The sequence below is a fragment of the Dietzia sp. NCCP-2495 genome, assembly GCF_026011735.1.
Classification (GTDB): domain Bacteria; phylum Actinomycetota; class Actinomycetes; order Mycobacteriales; family Mycobacteriaceae; genus Dietzia.
Map to the genome: position 1 here is coordinate 32,229 of NZ_BRVN01000013.1, position 16,225 is coordinate 48,453.

The 16,225-nt window shown below is 68.3% G+C and carries 16 protein-coding genes; 6 read left to right on the forward strand and 10 right to left on the reverse strand.

The features are described from left to right. Positions 1–32: 32 nt before the first annotated feature. On the forward strand, positions 33–863 hold the full coding sequence (locus OPF83_RS11855) for a hypothetical protein (protein ID WP_264887661.1): 831 nt from the start codon (positions 33–35) through the stop codon (positions 861–863). 26 nt (positions 864–889) lie between these two features. Then, positions 890–1,738, forward strand: coding sequence for an alpha/beta fold hydrolase (locus OPF83_RS11860; protein ID WP_264887662.1), 849 nt, complete (start codon positions 890–892; stop codon positions 1,736–1,738). 57 nt (positions 1,739–1,795) lie between these two features. Here OPF83_RS11860 and OPF83_RS11865 read toward each other — a convergent pair whose 3' ends face one another. Further along, on the reverse strand, positions 1,796–3,352 hold the full coding sequence (locus OPF83_RS11865; RefSeq protein WP_264887663.1) for a fatty acyl-CoA synthetase: 1,557 nt from the start codon (positions 3,350–3,352) through the stop codon (positions 1,796–1,798). Positions 3,353–3,642: 290 nt separating this feature from the next. Here OPF83_RS11865 and OPF83_RS11870 point away from each other — a divergent pair, with 290 nt between their 5' ends. Then, the gene (locus OPF83_RS11870; protein ID WP_264887664.1) at positions 3,643–3,765 is read left to right on the forward strand and encodes a hypothetical protein; all 123 of its coding nucleotides are present in this window, start codon (positions 3,643–3,645) and stop codon (positions 3,763–3,765) included. After that, entirely contained in the window at positions 3,762–4,142 is a 381-nt protein-coding gene (locus OPF83_RS11875) for a YchJ family protein (RefSeq protein WP_264887665.1), read from the forward strand. Before OPF83_RS11870 ends, OPF83_RS11875 begins: the two co-directional genes overlap by 4 nt. 4 nt (positions 4,143–4,146) lie before the next feature. Here OPF83_RS11875 and OPF83_RS11880 read toward each other — a convergent pair whose 3' ends face one another. The 7 genes from OPF83_RS11880 to OPF83_RS11910 all read right to left on the reverse strand — a co-directional run bounded on the left by OPF83_RS11880 (position 4,147) and on the right by OPF83_RS11910 (position 11,517). Further along, positions 4,147–4,689, reverse strand: coding sequence for a hypothetical protein (locus tag OPF83_RS11880; protein WP_264887666.1), 543 nt, complete (start codon positions 4,687–4,689; stop codon positions 4,147–4,149). A gap of 52 nt (positions 4,690–4,741) precedes the next feature. Then, positions 4,742–5,827 (reverse strand): hypothetical protein, encoded by a 1,086-nt coding sequence (locus tag OPF83_RS11885; protein WP_264887667.1) that lies wholly within the window; start codon positions 5,825–5,827, stop codon positions 4,742–4,744. A 65-nt stretch (positions 5,828–5,892) separates the two neighbouring features. After that, positions 5,893–6,708, reverse strand: coding sequence for an NUDIX hydrolase (locus OPF83_RS11890; protein ID WP_264887668.1), 816 nt, complete (start codon positions 6,706–6,708; stop codon positions 5,893–5,895). Positions 6,709–6,797: 89 nt separating this feature from the next. After that, positions 6,798–7,445, reverse strand: coding sequence for a TetR/AcrR family transcriptional regulator (locus tag OPF83_RS11895; protein WP_264887669.1), 648 nt, complete (start codon positions 7,443–7,445; stop codon positions 6,798–6,800). Next, entirely contained in the window at positions 7,442–7,900 is a 459-nt protein-coding gene (locus OPF83_RS11900) for a DUF3817 domain-containing protein (protein WP_264887670.1), read from the reverse strand. The genes OPF83_RS11895 and OPF83_RS11900 overlap by 4 nt, the downstream gene beginning before the upstream one ends. A gap of 86 nt (positions 7,901–7,986) precedes the next feature. Then, positions 7,987–10,533, reverse strand: coding sequence for an RNA helicase (locus OPF83_RS11905; RefSeq protein ID WP_264887671.1), 2,547 nt, complete (start codon positions 10,531–10,533; stop codon positions 7,987–7,989). Between the two features lie 48 nt (positions 10,534–10,581). Then, on the reverse strand, positions 10,582–11,517 hold the full coding sequence (locus tag OPF83_RS11910) for a proteasome assembly chaperone family protein (protein WP_264887672.1): 936 nt from the start codon (positions 11,515–11,517) through the stop codon (positions 10,582–10,584). Positions 11,518–11,801: 284 nt separating this feature from the next. Here OPF83_RS11910 and OPF83_RS11915 point away from each other — a divergent pair, with 284 nt between their 5' ends. Next, positions 11,802–12,968, forward strand: a complete 1,167-nt coding sequence (locus OPF83_RS11915) for a DUF4192 domain-containing protein (protein WP_264887673.1) — start codon at positions 11,802–11,804, stop codon at positions 12,966–12,968. Positions 12,969–13,044: 76 nt separating this feature from the next. Here the strand turns inward: OPF83_RS11915 and galE are convergent, their stop codons facing one another. Together galE and OPF83_RS11925 are read right to left on the reverse strand one after the other, a co-directional pair. Next, positions 13,045–14,025, reverse strand: coding sequence for a UDP-glucose 4-epimerase GalE (galE, locus tag OPF83_RS11920; protein WP_264887674.1), 981 nt, complete (start codon positions 14,023–14,025; stop codon positions 13,045–13,047). After that, positions 14,022–14,708, reverse strand: a complete 687-nt coding sequence (locus tag OPF83_RS11925; RefSeq protein WP_264887675.1) for a metal-dependent transcriptional regulator — start codon at positions 14,706–14,708, stop codon at positions 14,022–14,024. Before OPF83_RS11925 ends, galE begins: the two co-directional genes overlap by 4 nt. Before the next feature lie 252 nt (positions 14,709–14,960). On the opposite strand from OPF83_RS11925, the gene OPF83_RS11930 reads away from it, so the two are divergent. After that, entirely contained in the window at positions 14,961–16,193 is a 1,233-nt protein-coding gene (locus OPF83_RS11930) for an acetoin utilization protein AcuC (RefSeq protein WP_264887676.1), read from the forward strand. The last annotated feature ends 32 nt before the right edge of the window (positions 16,194–16,225 follow it).

The window sequence follows — 16,225 nt, forward strand, 5'->3', positions numbered from 1 at the left end:
GCGTTGTCGTACCCGCATGACACCGTGCGGGTATGACGACGACCGGACCCGGCACCGTTCCACCGCTCCCTGAGGCCTGCGCCAGCTGGTGCCGGGCCCAGCCACCCACCGTGATGGTGGCGGACGAGTACGTGGAGGTCGATCTGGACCTCTGGCACGACCGTTTCGCCCTGCACGGGATCGACCTGCTGCTCCGGGGCGGAGGGCCGGACGGGGAGACGACGGACACCGGCACCGCCTATCTACGGCGGAGCGATCTATGGGCGGCCGGTCGACGGGCCCGTGGGAGCCTGGAGGAGGCCGTCACCGCGCTCTACATGTGCGCGGCCTGGCTGTCGGCTCACCCGACGCGGTCGGGGATAACCCGCCGCTTCCCGGACTTCCGGGTTCCTCGACGACGCGACGGGAGCCGGTGGCAGCACACCTCCGCGGATGGCTTCCCCCTGGTCCTGTACGAGGTGGTGGACTTGGTCGATTCGCCCGGCGAGGCCCTCAATCTCCTCAAGTACGGTGCGCCGTGGGGCCGGGGTGCAGGTGGCGTCCCCGATCTCGGCTATCCATTGGCGTCGTTGTATCTGTCATCTCTCGCCATGGCGTGGTCGGACCAGTGGATCGTGCCGGTGGACCCGGCGGGGGTCGGGACACTGATCCACGCGGGCTGGACCGAGGTGGACTCGTTCTCGCGACTCACCCCGCGCCGTTTCGAGCGCTACCAGGAGGTGGTACATACGTGGGCCGCGCAGTCCGGGGTGGATCCGCTGGTAGTGGAGATGTGGCTGGTCCGCGCATGGCACGAGCGCTGCGCACTTAACTCTCCGTGGGCTGCCTCGATACAGGTTCCTCGGGGAAGGCGGTCTCCCTGAGAACGAGGAGGGTCTATGGTCCTGCCATGACTCCTCGTACCGAGACCGTCGGCGTCCGGGTCGGTGAGCTCGAGGTCCTCGTCTGGGACGCCGAGTCACCCGCGCATGGCGACCAGGCCGCCCCGACCGTGGTGGCACTCCACGGCTTCCCCGAGAGTGCGTGGGAGTGGCGGTCCGTCGCCGAGATACTGGCCGCGGCCGGTATCCGGGTCGTGGCCCCGATGCAGCGCGGATACTCACCCGGGGCCAGGCCACCGTCCGTCGAGGACTACGCGATCGAGAGGTTGACCGAGGACGTGCTGACGGTCGTCGAGCACTTCGGCCTCGGTCCCGTGCACCTGCTCGGTCACGATTGGGGAGCGAGCGTCGCGTGGTGGATCGCCGGGCACCATCCGCATCGGCTCGCCTCGATGGTCGCGGTGTCCGTTCCCCATCTCGAAGCGTTTGCGGACGCCCTGGCTGCCGATCCGGACCAGCAGGAGCGCTCGGCTTATTTCGCCTTGTTCCGGCAGGCGGGCAAAGCCGAGGATGTGCTCCTCGAGGACGGGGCACAGCGACTCAAGGCGATGTTCGGCGGGGACGTGCCCGAGGACCTGATGGCCGCGCACCTCGAGATGATCGGGAACAGGGAGGGCCTCACCGGCGCCCTCAACTGGTACCGGGCGATGCGGCGGTACGCGGTCCCGGATGTGACGGTGCCCACGACGCTGATCTGGGGTGAGCAGGACCTCGCGATCTCCCGAAGTGGGGCCGAGGCCACCGCCGACCAGATGGCCGCGGACTACCGTTTCGTGCCCGTGGCGGGGGAAGGGCACTGGTTGCCGGAGACGCGCCCCGACCTCATCGCGACGGAGGTCCTGGGCCGGATACGGTGAACGCCCCCACCACCTCGCAAGTCGGCGGTAGGGGCGTTCAGTCAGACGCCGTAGGCGCTACTCCTCACGCAGTTCGCGCTTGAGGAGCTTGCCGGACTGGTTGCGGGGCAGCTCGTCGACAAACACGACGCGCTTGGGCACCTTGAACGGTGCGAGATGAGCGCGGGTCCCGTCGATGATCTCGGACTCGGTCGCCTCGGCACCGTCCTTGAGCACCACCACGGCGGTGACCGCCTCGATCCACTTGGGGTCAGGGGTACCGATCACCGCGACCTCGGCGACCCGCTCGTCCTGGTATACGGCGTCCTCGACCTCGCGTGAGGCCACGAGGACGCCACCGGTGTTGATGACGTCCTTGATGCGGTCGACCACCTCGAGGAAGCCCTCGGAGTCGCGTACGACGAGGTCGCCGGAGTGGAACCACCCGTCCCGGAACGCCTCCTCGGTGGCGTCGGGCTTGTTCCAGTACCCGCTGCACAGCTGGGGCGAGCGGTACACGACCTCGCCGCGCTCACCATCTGCGACCTCGGCACCGTTGTCGTCCACCACCCGGGCCTCGACGAAGAACACCGCGCGACCTGCGCTCGCGGGGCGGGAGTCGTGCTCCTCCGGACGCAACACGCAGGCCAGGGGCCCGATCTCCGACTGGCCGAAGCAGTTGTAGAACCCGAGGTCCGGGTACTTGGCCCGGAGCCGTTGCAGCACCGTGACAGGCATGATCGACGCGCCGTACTGTGCCTTGGTCAGGCTGGACAGGTCCCGGGTCTCGAGGTCCGGATGGGAGGCGAGGGGAACCCAGACGGTCGGGGCGAGGAAGAGGGACCGGATCTTGTCCTGTTCGACACGGCGGAGGATCTCCGGGATTTCGGGTGCGGCCATGAGGTGGACGGTGGCACCCAGGGAGAGATACGGCATCGCGAACACGTGCATGGCGGCCGAGTGGTAGAGCGGCATCGCCACGAGCGGCTCGTCGTCGAGGGCGAGGTCAAGCGAGAGGATGCAGCTGACGTACTCACTGAGCAGGGCTGTATGCGACATCATGGCGCCCTTGGGCCGCGAGGTGGTGCCCGAGGTGTAGAGGAGCTGCGCCAGATCGGAGCCGGAGGTGGGGGAGTGGACGGGTGTCACCGCCCCGGTGCCCAGCGCGGCTCCGAGCACGGTGCCGTCAGTGGTTTCGCCCGCGGCTGGCTGAAGCGCGATCGACGTGAGCCCCGGAATGTTCCCGATCACCGCGTCGAGAGTCGCGGCTTGTGCAGGATCGACGAGCACCAGCGAGGCACCGGAGTCGGACAGCAGGTACTCGAGTTCTCCGCCGGTGAGAGCGTAGTTGACGGGGACGTGGGTCAGTCCCGCGCGAGAGGTCGCCAGGAAGGCGATGAGGTAGGCGTCCGAGTTCACGCCGTACGCGGCGACACGGGCGCCCGGCTCGAGGCCGCGATCGAGCAGAAGGGTGGCGATCCGGTCGACGGCGGCGTCGAGCTCGGCGTAGTTCCACGTGCGGTCGGTGAACGTCAGCGCGGTCCGGGTGGGGACGCGCGAGGCGCTGCGACGCAGTGTCGCGTCGACCGTTCCGGAACTGACTGCTGTGGAGACGGGGTGAGGGGGTGTGGTCATGGACCGACCCTAGTACGGCGAGGAGGTTGCCGGATCCGGGCGCTCAGGCTTCGTCGCGGAGAATGCTCAGCACCTCTGCGGGGACCTCGCCGGAGGCCTCCCGCGGGGTCCAGTGTTCGCTGGGAACCCACTGGGAACCGCAGCCCTGGCAGGCGAAGAGCGGTTCACCCCGGCGTTCGACCGGGGTCTTCACCCAGTTGCAGAGATCGCGGCACGCCCGAACCCTTATGGGGGCGAGATCGGGATCGATGCGACGGCGTGCGACCGACCGGAGGGACGACAATGAAGGCATGACGGAGATCAGGATAGCCTTCTTCGGAGCCGGAGCCGGAGCCGGAGCCGGAGCCGGAGCCGGAGCCGGAGCCGGAGCCGGAGCCGGAGCCGGAGCCGTGGGAGAGGGAGACGAGCGATGACCGCGTGTCCGTGTGGCGGGGCGGAGTACCGGAGTTGTTGCGGTCCGCTGGTCGACGACGGGGTGCCGGCCCGGACCGCGGAGGCGTTGATGCGCTCGCGGTACACGGCGTTCGTCCTGGACCGTCCCGACCATCTCTGGCGGACGTGGCATCCGCGGACCCGACCCGGGGAGGTCGCATCAGGAGGACTGGAGTGGACCGGCCTGACCGTCGTGGAGGTGGTCGGCGGGGATGAGGACGACGACGACGGCGTGGTCGAGTTCGAAGCCCGCTACATTGACGGGGACGGGCCCGGGACCCTGTATGAACGCTCGCTCTTCCAGAGGCGGGGCGGCCGCTGGGTCTACACGGAGGGCTCGGATCCGCGGGAGAGGTGAGGCCTCAGGACGCCGTGTCGGCCGGCAGAGCGGACGGGTCGACCGGCTGGCGGGTCACGGTGACCGACGCCTTCGTCCCCGGCGTGGTCACCTCGACCCGACCGATGCGGGCACCCTCGGGCATCCTCCACGCGACCATCCCCTGGATCTCCTGACCCGGCGAGGTCAGCACAGACGGGACCAGCGGGTCGTTGACCAGTCCTGCCGGGCTCTCGATGAGGACGTATTCGTCGCCTGAGGGCGCGTAGGCGGAGACCGAGTCGGGGCCGAACTCCGGCTGTCCCGCGGATTGGACCACGCGGACGTCGAGCGCGAACACCGTGTCGGCATAGGCGCTCGTCGGGACGATCCTCAGATTCGACAGTGTGACCGTGGCATCCCAGTTCTCGCCCGAGACGGGGAACGCGCGATCGAACTGCTGGGTCGTGGCCACCGGGCCCGAGGCCGTAGTGGCCGGGGGAGCGGTACGTCGCTGGTCGGAGTCCGAACAGGCGCCGGTGACCGGCATCGTGGCCGTGAGCATGGCGGCAATGGCGACGCGACGCATGTGGAACTCCTGAGACGATGCTGAGCCGGGCCGGTCCCGGTGGTGACCCATGTTACTGATCGTCGGAACGGAGGTCGTCCGCAGAGTGCAGGTCACGCCACTGTCCTGGCGACACCCTCCTGGCGAGATCAGGGTAGACGTCATCGAGTTCTGCGGAGATCTCGGCCAGCTGGATCTTGAAATTGACCGGGACGAACACCCTGTCCACCAGTTCCGATTCGGCGTAGATGCTCTTGCCGTCGAACACGTACCGACACCACAGGGAGTCCCGATTGAGTATCGCGACCTCGGTCTCCGCGGCAGCGGCGTCCTCGACCATCGAGACGAGCGGGCTACGGAACACGATCAACGGCATCGACCGATGGGCCCGGATGAGGAGCACCACACACCCCGCGGGCACGGTGAAGAGATCTTGGTCGTCGGACTCGACGTGGTCTCCGTACACCTCGTCGAGCGCCTGTCGGACGGCCCGCGTGGCCTGATCCGGATCGCTGATCGGTTCGGACCGGAAGTCGGCCGGATCCGACGCCGGGGTGGCCGGGTGACCCGGGGTGACCGGGGCGGTCCGGGCGGAGGTCGTCGATGCCGCGGGCTCGGCACGCGTGGTCTCGGCGAGGGGTGCGCCCGACGGGGTATCGGCGACATCGTGGAGGAAGACCGGGTGGGGGATGCCGAAGACCTGCTCGATCGTCCCGGCGACGAGATGGGCCAGGTGCGATGTCTCGTGGAGGGGGACACGCATCCGCGGGAGCCGCGGTCCCCGCGCGTACGGATCCACCGGCGGGACCTCCCAGCCGAGTCCCGCGAGCATGTTGTACTGGTGGGGCCGGAGTGGAGCCGGCTCGTCGTCGTCACCCCCGCCGGACACCACCGCCACCACAGACCCGGGGACGCTGGCCTCCACCGTCCCGGGGACGCCATCCTCCATCGACCCGGAATCGCCGGCGTCGCCGGTATGGGGGTCTATCGCGGTGAACCGGATGTACGGGGTCGAATCGTGGCGAACGCCGGGGACGGGCACGGTCAGGTCGAAGGTCGCACCGGGGACCAGGTCACGCACGAAACCGGCCAGGCGTGAGGCGAACCTCTCCCACCCGGCAGCGATCGACGCGTCCACGTCGAACTCGAACTCCGACATGCATCGCAGTCAACCACCGCACGGGTCCGTCCGTCAGCGGTTCGCCGGTGTCCGCGCTTCAGGCGTCACTTCGACGCGGTGTCGCGGGCGTGCCGATAGTCCGCCCAGTACTCGTCGGACCCGTCGAACCCCACGCGGACGCCGCCCTCGTGCTCGAGGATCTCCGGCTGGATCGGCGAGATCGAGTGCTCCGAAGCCAGGGCCGCGTCCACATCGCTGAACTCCGACAGGCGGTGGAGCTGTACCCACGTCGGAGGCAGGATCATCGATCGACCCGCCCGGAAATCAGCGAGTAGGTCAGCGGGACGAGACCACATCGTCTGGTCGACCTCCGAGGTCTGGTCGTCTGGCTCCTGACCTTCGGGAAGGGCCGCCAGGAAGAACCGCGTGTCGTAGCGCCGGGGTTCGATCACGGGGGTTATCCAGTGGTCGAACGGACGGAGCCTGCCCGCCGCCAAGGCGAGCTCCTCGCTGGCGAGGAAGTGGCTGAAGGACATCCGGTGGGCCTCGAGCTCAGCTCGCGAGGAGTGGAATCGCCCCGCGTCGGACACGGGAGACCCGTCGAGGTGATCGGCCAACAGGACGCCGCACTCCTCGAACGTCTCCCGGGCAGCCGCACACACCAGTCGGCGGGCGCGGGCCTCGTCGCACCGGAAACGCTCGGCCCACCAATGGGGCCCCGGCCCGGTCCAGGCCACCGTCGGGTCGTCATCGGCGTCGTCGACCCCACCGCCCGGGAACACGGTCATCCCGGCCGCGAACGCCATCCCCTTCACACGGCGGGCGACAAAGACCTCGGGCCCCCGGTCGGAATCCCGGACCACCATGACCGTGGAGGCGTCCTTCACCGGACGACTCGTGTTCGTGTGCTTCTCGCTCATGACCACAGTGTCGCCCGTCACGCTCCGGGGCATCGCATCGGGGGTAGGGCGCGCCGGGGATGGCGACCCGGGGATGGCGACCCGGACCGTCAGTTCTCGTCGCCGACGTCCACGGGCCTCGGGGGAGTTGCGGCCGCCGCCGGCAGAGCCCCGCACAACACGTGCTGCACGTGCCGACGTAGTTCGCCCCGTGGGTCGGGATGACGGGTGCGGTCGACACCGGAGCGCACGATCGACATGTACATGACGTCGAACACCGTCTGCGCCCGGCCGGTCAGATCCTCCGGACCCGCGTCACCGGCGCCGTGGCGGGCGAGGATCTGGCCGATGCTGTCCCGCAGCTCCCTGAGAATGTGCTGGGCCGCCTCGCGATGCGGGCCGGGCTCGCCGAACAGCGTCTGCCGGTGATACGCGACGATGTTCTCGGGCTGGTTCTCGAGTGCGAGGAACAGTGGCTCACACAGGGTGATCAGATCGTCCAGGGGATGGCCGGTGTCCGGTGGGGTCTCCACGATCAGACGCAGGTCCTCGTTGGCGAACATGCACAGCAGTTCGCCCTTCGACCGCGCGTAGCGGAACAGTGTTCCGGTGCCGACCCTGGCGAGGTCCGCCACCTCCTGCGTGGTGACCGAGGAGTACCCGCGGGAGGAGAACAGTTCGCGCGCAGCCTGTCGGATGCGGCGCTGCTTGTCCGCCTTGTTCGCCTCTCGTCGACCCGGTTCGCGGGTACTGGTCACGCGAACCACTCGGTCGGCGGTCCGGCGAGCAGGAGGAGGGAGAACACGATCGCCACCAGGACGAGCGTCACGAGCGCTGCGAGCACGGGCGAACGGAGGGCGAACGCGACGACCTTCTCGGGCAGCGAGCGGGCCGGCTCACCGTCCGGCCCCAGGCGCCACGGCCCTTCGAGGAGGCCTCGACGGTCGACCCACCGCTCGAACGGGTAGGTCGCGTACGGGATGACCGCTGAGGCTACGCCGAGGACGCCCGTTCCCGCCGGCCACTTCTTGTCGATCCAGACGGCGACGGTCGTAACCGCGTAGCAGAGGAAGACGAAGCCGTGGATCCCGCCGCCGATGCTGGTGGCCCAGTCGAGCCCGAACCCGTACTTGCCGATCATGCCCAGGATCAGGAGGGTCCAGGTGACCATCTCCGCCAGGGCGAGCCTCGAATACAGGGTGCGGGGGGACACGGCTCTCCTCGGGTGACGACGACACTTCTCGCCGGTCATAGTACGGACCTGCTGATCCGGGTTTCGGAGCAGGCTCCGATTCTGACTCATCCGTGCAGTGTCACTGAGGCGAACCGGGCCTCGCCGGCCTCGTCGCTCGCGGCGAGATCTACCACTGCCTCGATCGCCCACCCGTGGTCACCCTGAGGGTCGTCGAGGACCTGCCGGACTCGCCACGTCCCGGGCTCGACATCGGATCCTGCTTCGGTCACCGAGAACAGGGAGGGGCCTCGAGCGGCCGGCCCGGTCCCGATCTCGTCGTACTCGTCCCAGTAGGGGTCGATCTCGGAATCCCAGTCGGGATGGTCGGGGACGTCTTCGTCGAGAACCGTGAGGGTGTCGATGTCGTCCCTGGCCAGTAATTCCACCCGGCGGAACATCGCGTTGCGGACCATCACCCGGAAGGCCCGGGCGTTGGCGGTCACAGGTCGTGCCGTGCCCGCGGTCTCCCCGAAGGCCAGTTCCGCGACCTGCTCGGACGAGACGCTCGGATCGGTGAGCAGTTCCCACTCATCTAGCAGACTCGAGTCGACCTGGCGGACCAGTTCGCCGAGCCACTCCACGAGGTCCTCGAACTCCTCCGAGCGGAGTTCGGCCGGGACCGTCTGACGCAGAGTCCGGTAGGCGTCGGTGAGGTACCGCAGCACCGACCCCTCGGAGCGGCCGAGTCCGTAGGCCGACACCAGGTCCGAGAAGGTCATCCCGCGTTCCACCATCTCGCGGATGACCGACTTGGGGGAGGGCTCGAGCCCGGCGACCCACGGGTGGCCCGCCCGGTACGCCTCGTAGGCGTCGGCCAGGAGGTCGTCCAGGGGTTTGGGCCAGGTGATGTCTTCGACGAGCTCCATCCGCTCGGAGTACTCGACGCCGTCGGCCTTCAGCTCGGCGATCGCCTCCCCGCGTGCCGCACGTTGCTGTGCGTAGAGGATAGGGCGGGGGTCGTCGAGCACCGACTCGATGACCGACACCAGATCCAGCTCCGGAGTGGGTGATTCCGGATCGAGTACCTCCATCGCCGCGATCGCGAACGGAGCCAGCGGCTGGTTCAAGGCGAAATCGCGCTGCAGTTCCACCGTGAGGCGCACGTGCCGCCCCTCGTCGTCGGGCTCCGGTAGCCGTTCGACGATCCCAGCGGTCTCCAGACCGCGGAAGAGCTCGATCGATCGCAGGATGTGCCCACGGGTGCGTGCCCGGGTCTCGTGCGACGACAGCAGCAGGTGCTTCATGTGGTCGTAGCAACTGCCCGGCCGGGAGATCACGTTGAGCAGCATGGAGTTGCTCACCTCGAAGCGACTGGTGAGTTTCTCGGGCGCCGCCCCGACGAGCTTGTCGAAGGTGGACCGCGACCAGTTGACGAAACCCTCCGGGGGCTTCTTCTTGGCCGCCTTCGCCTTCTTCTTGGGATTGGCGGCGGCCTTGGCCGCCGCCTTTACGTTCTCGATCTCGTGCTCGGGGGCGAGCACCACCACGTAGCCCTCGGTGTCGAAACCCGCGCGCCCGGCACGTCCGGCGATCTGGTGGAACTCGCGGGATTTGAGCACGCGCTGGCGGCGACCGTCGAACTTGGTCAGACCGGTGAACAGGACGGTCCGGATCGGGACGTTGATGCCCACGCCGAGGGTGTCGGTACCGCAGATCACGGAGAGCAGCCCGTCCTGCGCCAGGCGCTCGACCAGGCGACGGTACTTGGGGAGCATCCCGGCGTGGTGGACGCCGATGCCGTGCAAGAGGAGCTTGCGCAGCGTCCGCCCGAACGCCGTGGAGAACCGGAATCCGCCGATCTCCCCGGCGATCGCCGCCTTCCGCTCCTTGTCTGCGACGGCCAGAGAGGTGAGCGCCTGGGCCTGCTCCAGCGCGGCGGCCTGGGTGAAGTGGACGATGTAGACGGGCGCCTTGCCGTCCCGCAGCAGGAGTTCTACCGACTCGTGCACGCCGGTGAGTGCGTAGTCGAAGCTCAGCGGCACGGGGCGCTCGGTACCACCGATGTGCGTGCACGATCGTCCGGTACGGGTCTCGAGGTCCCTCTGGAGCCAGTCGACGTCACCGAGAGTCGCGGACATCAGGAGGAACTGGGTATCGGGTAGCTCGATGAGCGGTACCTGCCAGGCCCACCCCCGGTCCGGCTCCGAGTAGTAGTGGAACTCGTCCATGACCACCTGGCCGATGTCAGCGGCCGCACCCTCGCGCAGGGCCAGGTTGGCGACGATCTCGGCGGTCGCGCAGACGATGGGGGCATCGGCGTTGACCGACGCGTCACCGGTCACCATCCCCACGTTCTTCGCACCGAACACGTCACAGAGCGCGAAAAACTTCTCGCTCACCAGGGCTTTGATCGGTGCGGTGTAGTAGCTGCGCTGTCCGCGGGCCATCGCGGAGAAGTGCGCGCCCAGGGCGACGAGGGACTTCCCGGACCCGGTCGGGGTCGCGAGGATGACGTGGCTGTCCGAGACGATCTCGAGGACCGCCTCCTCCTGTGCCGGGTACAGGCTCAGCCCCCGGCTGTCCGCCCACGCCACGAACGCGTCGAACACCGCCTCCTCATGGAGGTCGGCGGGCACGTCGTCGAGATCGGAGAGGAGATCGGGGAGCTGCACGAACCCGAGCCTATCGTCACCGTCGGACGTCCCCGCCACTCCCGCGGGTCAGGAGACCTCCGGTCCGTTGTCGCCCGACTGCTCGGCGAGGAACCGCTCGAACTCCGCACCGATCTCGTCGCCCGACGGTAGCGGCTTGCCGCCGGGGTTGAGGGAGTCCGAGCCCATGCGGGTCTCCATGAACTCGTCGTACTGCTTCTCCATCAGCTCGACCGCGCCCAGGATCTCCGGACTGTGCGCGATCTGAGCGTCCACCTGGGCGGTGAACTCCTCGACGGACTTCTCCAACTCGCCGGTCGGTAGATCCAGTTCGCCGATCTTCGCGATGTTCCCGACGAGGTTGAGGGCGGCCGCCGGATACGCGGTCTGTGCCAGGTACTGCGGTACGTGCACGGTGAACCCGGCCGACGGGATCCCGTGCTCGGACATCCGGAGCTCGAGCAGCGAGCTGATGTTCCCGGGCACGGAGAATTCGCCCGGCCACGCGGTGAAACCGCGGATCAGGTCGACGTCGCTGGCGTGGGCGCTCGAAGTGGTGGGGCGGGTATGGGGCACGCTGAGCGGCATCGCACCGAGTCCGATGGACATCCGGACACCGAACGACCCGGCCAGGTCGATGACCGATTCGGTGAACCCGTCCCACCGCAGGTCGGGCTCGAGGCCGGACAGGAGCAGGAATGAGGTTCCGTCCGCGGCCTTGACGGCGTGCATCTGGATGGTGGGCTCGTCATACCCCGCGAAGTGGTCGAACGAGTACTTGAGCGGTGGCCGCCGGGACCGGTAGTCGATGAGCTGATCGGCGTCGAACTCCACGATCAGCTGCGAGTCGAGTGAGTCCTTGAGGTGGTCCGTCGCGCCCTCGATCGCGTGGCCGGCATCGGTGAACCCCTCGAGTCCGTGCACGAGAACGGGTCCGCGGCCGTCCGCCGACCGGAGGTCGGGAACGGGTTGAATCAGTCGGTACAGATCGCTGTGCCTGGCCATGTCGACTCCTCTCATGTCGAGTATCGCGCCGTACCGGTCAGTGCGGTTCGTCCGCTCGTCCCTCCGGTACGGGGTACTCACCCATTGCTCAACGTCACGCCAGCCAGGTTGATTCCCGAGCAAATCCACACGAGTCCAGCGCGTCCACAGGGCTCCGCTCCGGGGCCGGTCAACCGGGCGATCCGGCATCGGCCGTCCCCGAAGGTGGAACCGGTGGTCTCCACCCGCGGATCCCACGCCGACCACCGGGGTGGGGACGCACAAGCACAGGGATGGGCAGAGAAATGACGGCACGACACCTCGACGACAACGGAACCGAGGATCGGGAGCAGGTGGTGATCTCCTCGCCCGAGGAGTTGATCGCCTCGGTCCCGGCGATGCTGGGGTATCCGCCGGATCCCTGCTCGGTGGTGATCGTCTGTAGCAAAATGTCGGGGGGTGGCCAGGGTCCGGTCATGCGGATCGACGTACCCGGGCTCGGGGATGACGGTTTCCCGGAACACGATCTCGACGAGTGGATCTACGGGGACCACGACGGAGACGAGCTCGATGACCCGGATCGGGAGCCCGACTTCGGTGTCGCTCCACGTAAGGCGTCCGGTGAGGGTGAAGCGCTGGAGATCGCCCGGTACTGCCGGAGTCAGGGCGTGGAGGCGGCCTTTCTGATCGTGGTGGGTGAGGGATGTACGTCCGGGCTGCGCTCCGGACTCCGTGCGGAGGACGTCGCCGCGGAGTTCCGAGAGGAACTCGAGCGGGCCGGGACCACGGTCGTCGCCGCCTACGGGGTCGAGGGTTTCGCCGAGGGACGGGACTGGGTAGATCTGTTCGGGATGGTCAGGGGTGTCCAGATCGATCCCGCCGGGACGCAGATCGCGGCGGTCCACGCGTTCGAGGGGCGTGTCCGCGCGGAGTCGCGGAGCCAGATCGCGGAGCTGTACGCCGTGCGCGACGAGGACGCGTGTTATGTGGACCCCGCCGGTTCACGGCGCGGTGCCCGTGCGGGACGTGACCGGTCGAGGCGGGAGTCGACGTGGGAGGAAGACGAGTCGAGGGTGGCCGCGGACGTGGAGCGCCACGACGCGGTGGCGGCGCGTCTCGGTGCGGGGGAGGAGATCGACGACGACGAGCTGGCCGTCATCGGTCAGAGTCTGCTCGTCATCGCTGTGCGGGACGAGGTCTATCGGGGCCTGGCACGGCGTCGGCCGCAGGACGCCGATGGCCGCCGGGAACTGTGGTGGCGTCTGGCGCGCAGGCGGCCTCCACGCGAGCGCTCGGTGGCGCTTCTGCTGCTGGGGGCGACGGCGTACTTCGCGGGAAGCGGGGTGCACGCGATGTTCGCCTTCGAGGCTGCGCTGGAGGCGGATGCGCACAATTCTCTGGCCGGGCTCCTGCTGGAGAGCGTGCTGCGGGGGCTCAATCCGGATCAGCTCCGGCATACCGCAGCGGCGTGACCACGTCGGCCCCGCCGCCGCGTGGTGCGGGAGCGGGGCCGATGTGGTGCCGAGGACGGTGCGTGAAGCCGGTCTGTCAGCGAGGTGCGGAGTGCGCGCGGTCGCCCAGTGCCTCGGTGAACACCCAGGCGTCCTCCACGACCGTGCGCAGGTCGGTCCGCGACGGGTTCCACCCGAGTTCCGCGATGGCCTTCGCGCTGGAGGCGACCAGGACGGCGGGGTCGCCGGCGCGGCGGGGCGCGATGATATCCGGGATCGGATGCCCGGTCACCTCGCGGCAGACGTCGATCACCTCGCGCACAGAGAACCCCTCGCCGCTACCGAGGTTGAGGATGCGGTGGGTGCCGGGAGTGTTCGACTCGAGTGCCAGAAGGTGGGCGTCCGCGAGATCCGCGACGTGGATGTAATCGCGGATGCACGTCCCGTCGGGGGTGGGCCAGTCGTCGCCGAACACCTTGATATCCGACCGGTGGCCGAGGGCGACCTGGAGGATTAGCGGGATGAGGTGGGTCTCGACGACGCGGTTCTCACCTGCAGTTCCGTAGGCCCCGGCAACGTTGAAGTAGCGCAGGCTCGTAGCCGCGAGCCCGTGGGCGACGGCGTACGAGGTGATGGCGTGGTCGATCGCGAGTTTGGTCGCACCGTAGGTGTTCGTCGGACGCGTGGGCATGTCCTCGGTGATCGGCACCTGTTCGGGCTCGCCGTAGGTCGCCGCGGTGGAGGAGAAGACGAGGTTTCCGACGCCTGCGGACCGCATGGCGTCGAGAAGGGTCAGCGACGTGACCACGTTGCCCTGCCAGTACTCCTCGGGCTTCTCGACCGATTCGCCCACCAGGGACCGGGCGGCGAAGTGGACGACTCCGTCGAAGGACGAATCGAGGACCTCGGCTGCCTTGTCCGCGACATCCCCCTCGATGAAGGTCGCGCCGTCGGCGACGGCGTCGCGGTTTCCCGTCGACAGGTCGTCGAGGATCACGACCTCGTGACCCCGTTCGATCAGGACCGTGGCACAGACTCCCCCGACGTAGCCGGCACCACCGGTGACGAGAAGTTTCACGAGAGGATCTCCACCTGGATGGCGTGGGCGTGGTCTCCATCGATCTCGACCTTGAGGCCGGCATCGGACTCGAGCTCGACGAGATGGCCACGACGAGTGGCGGTGACAGTCTTGAGCGGCTCGACTCCCGCAGCACGGAACTCGGAGATCAACTCGGTGTCGATCTGGATGTTCTCGCCGATCGCCTGGACCCGGACCTGGTGGGTGACGTCGGCCTCGAGCTCGGACAGTCGCGTATACGACTTATCGACCGGGTCCGAGGCGAAGCCGATCAGTTCGAGACCCGGGATCGGATTGCCGTACGGCGAGGTGCGGGGGTCGTTGAGAACCTCGACGAGGCGTCGCTCGACGTCGTCACTCATCACGTGTTCCCACCGGCACGCCTCGGCGTGGACCTTCTCCAGCTCGAGGCCGATCACATCGACCAGGAGCCGCTCGGCGAGCCGGTGTTTCCGCATCACACCGACGGCGAGTTCACGGCCCGTGGGAGTGAGCTGGAGATGACGGTCGGGCGCCACCAGGACGAGTCCGTCACGTTCCATGCGTGCAACCGTCTGGCTGACGGTCGGTCCGCTCTGCTCGAGCCGCTCGGCGATCCGCGCACGCAGCGGAATGACGCCTTCCTCTTCCAGCTCGTAGATGGTGCGGAGGTACATCTCGGTGGTGTCCACCAGATTCGTCACGCTTCATGCCTCCGGATAGAAAGACTGTTGTGAAAGATTCCGCTGCCGCGTCCACTGCCGAGGCCGTGGACGCCGCACGCGGGCAGGGGCTGACACCTTCGAGCCTACCGTCGTGCTCCGAGTCGGGGTGGGGACCTCCCAAACCGGAACCGCACTGCCGGGCGCCGCGTAGATTCGCCAGGGAAGTGCATGTGGCTCGGACGGGGAATCCGGGCGCCGGGAACGTCCCGGCGGAAGGGGAGGACGGAGACCATGGCGGCTATCCGGAACGGGGTCGATGCGTCGGTGGTGTGGAGTCCGTCGTTGCTGGAGTATCGCCACTCCGCCGACCATCCGATGAGTCCACGCCGCCTCGACCTGACGATGTCCCTGGCGACGGAACTCGGGGTGCTCCGCGGAGTCGAGTTGATCGAGCCCGGTTCGGCGTCGGACGACGAACTGCTCCGGATTCACACCACCCGGTACATCGACGCGGTCAAGCACGCCGGGACCCTCCCTCCGGGCGAACACGAGGGGATGAGCCACGGACTGGGGACGGCGGACAACCCGACCTTCCCCGCGATGCACGAGGCGAGCGCGGCGGTCGCTGGCGGCACTCTCGCCGCGGCCAGGGCGATCGCCGACGGTGTGGCCACGAGGGCGGTGTCGGTGGCCGGCGGGATGCACCACGCGATGCCGTCGGCCGCGGCGGGATTCTGCGTGTACAACGATGCCGCGGTCGCCATCAGTTGGCTCCTCGACAACGGGTACGACCGCATCGCCTATGTGGACGTCGATGTCCATCACGGTGACGGGGTGCAGACCGCCTTCTACGAGGATCCCCGGGTCCTCACCGTCTCGCTGCACCAGCATCCGGCGACACTGTGGCCGTCGACCGGGTGGGCGTCCGAGACCGGTGTCGGACGGGCGGAAGGGTCCGCGGTGAACCTCGCGTTCCTGCCCGCGGCGACGGACAGCCTGTGGCTGCGGGGTTTTCACGCCGTCGTCCCCGGGATCCTCCGGGCGTTCGAACCGCAGATCATCATCCTCCAGGCCGGGTGTGACTCCCATCGTGAGGACCCGCTCGCCGACCTATCGCTGAGCGTCGACGGACACCGGCGGTCCTATCAGGACGTGATCGCACTGGCGGACGAACTCTGCGACGGGCGGCTCATCGCCATCGGGGGTGGAGGGTACGAGCTGGTCCGCGTCGTCCCTCGGTCTTGGACACATCTCATCGCGGAAGTACTCGGCACACCGGTGGACCCGTCCACGGTCATCCCGGAGTCCTGGCGACAGGTGGCCGGACGTCTCACCCTGCCCGACAGGGTCCCGGAGACGATGGGCGACGGAGAGGTGCCGGAGTTCACGCCGTGGGAACCGGCAGGTGTGGACACGGGCAACGTATTCGACCGGTCGTTGGCACGGCTGGACCAGTCCATCCTCGACACCAGGCGATCAGTGTTCCCCTTGCACGGGCTCGATCCCGACGATCCGCGGGACTGACCCACACCTGGAATCCGACCGACGACCACCGC

What these genes read in the sequence shown, in the direction of transcription:
- OPF83_RS11855 (WP_264887661.1), top strand. Translation starts at nt 33, where the DNA reads ATGACGACGACCGGACCCGGCACCGTTCCACCGCTCCCTGAGGCCTGC.
- OPF83_RS11860 (WP_264887662.1), top strand. Translation starts at nt 890, where the DNA reads ATGACTCCTCGTACCGAGACCGTCGGCGTCCGGGTCGGTGAGCTCGAG.
- OPF83_RS11875 (WP_264887665.1), top strand. Translation starts at nt 3,762, where the DNA reads ATGACCGCGTGTCCGTGTGGCGGGGCGGAGTACCGGAGTTGTTGCGGT.
- OPF83_RS11915 (WP_264887673.1), top strand. Translation starts at nt 11,802, where the DNA reads ATGACGGCACGACACCTCGACGACAACGGAACCGAGGATCGGGAGCAG.
- OPF83_RS11865 (WP_264887663.1), bottom strand. Translation starts at nt 3,352, where the DNA reads ATGACCACACCCCCTCACCCCGTCTCCACAGCAGTCAGTTCCGGAACG.
- OPF83_RS11910 (WP_264887672.1), bottom strand. Translation starts at nt 11,517, where the DNA reads ATGGCCAGGCACAGCGATCTGTACCGACTGATTCAACCCGTTCCCGAC.
- OPF83_RS11885 (WP_264887667.1), bottom strand. Translation starts at nt 5,827, where the DNA reads ATGTCGGAGTTCGAGTTCGACGTGGACGCGTCGATCGCTGCCGGGTGG.
- OPF83_RS11890 (WP_264887668.1), bottom strand. Translation starts at nt 6,708, where the DNA reads ATGAGCGAGAAGCACACGAACACGAGTCGTCCGGTGAAGGACGCCTCC.
- OPF83_RS11870 (WP_264887664.1), top strand. Translation starts at nt 3,643, where the DNA reads ATGACGGAGATCAGGATAGCCTTCTTCGGAGCCGGAGCCGGAGCCGGA.
- OPF83_RS11880 (WP_264887666.1), bottom strand. Translation starts at nt 4,689, where the DNA reads ATGCGTCGCGTCGCCATTGCCGCCATGCTCACGGCCACGATGCCGGTC.
- OPF83_RS11930 (WP_264887676.1), top strand. Translation starts at nt 14,961, where the DNA reads ATGGCGGCTATCCGGAACGGGGTCGATGCGTCGGTGGTGTGGAGTCCG.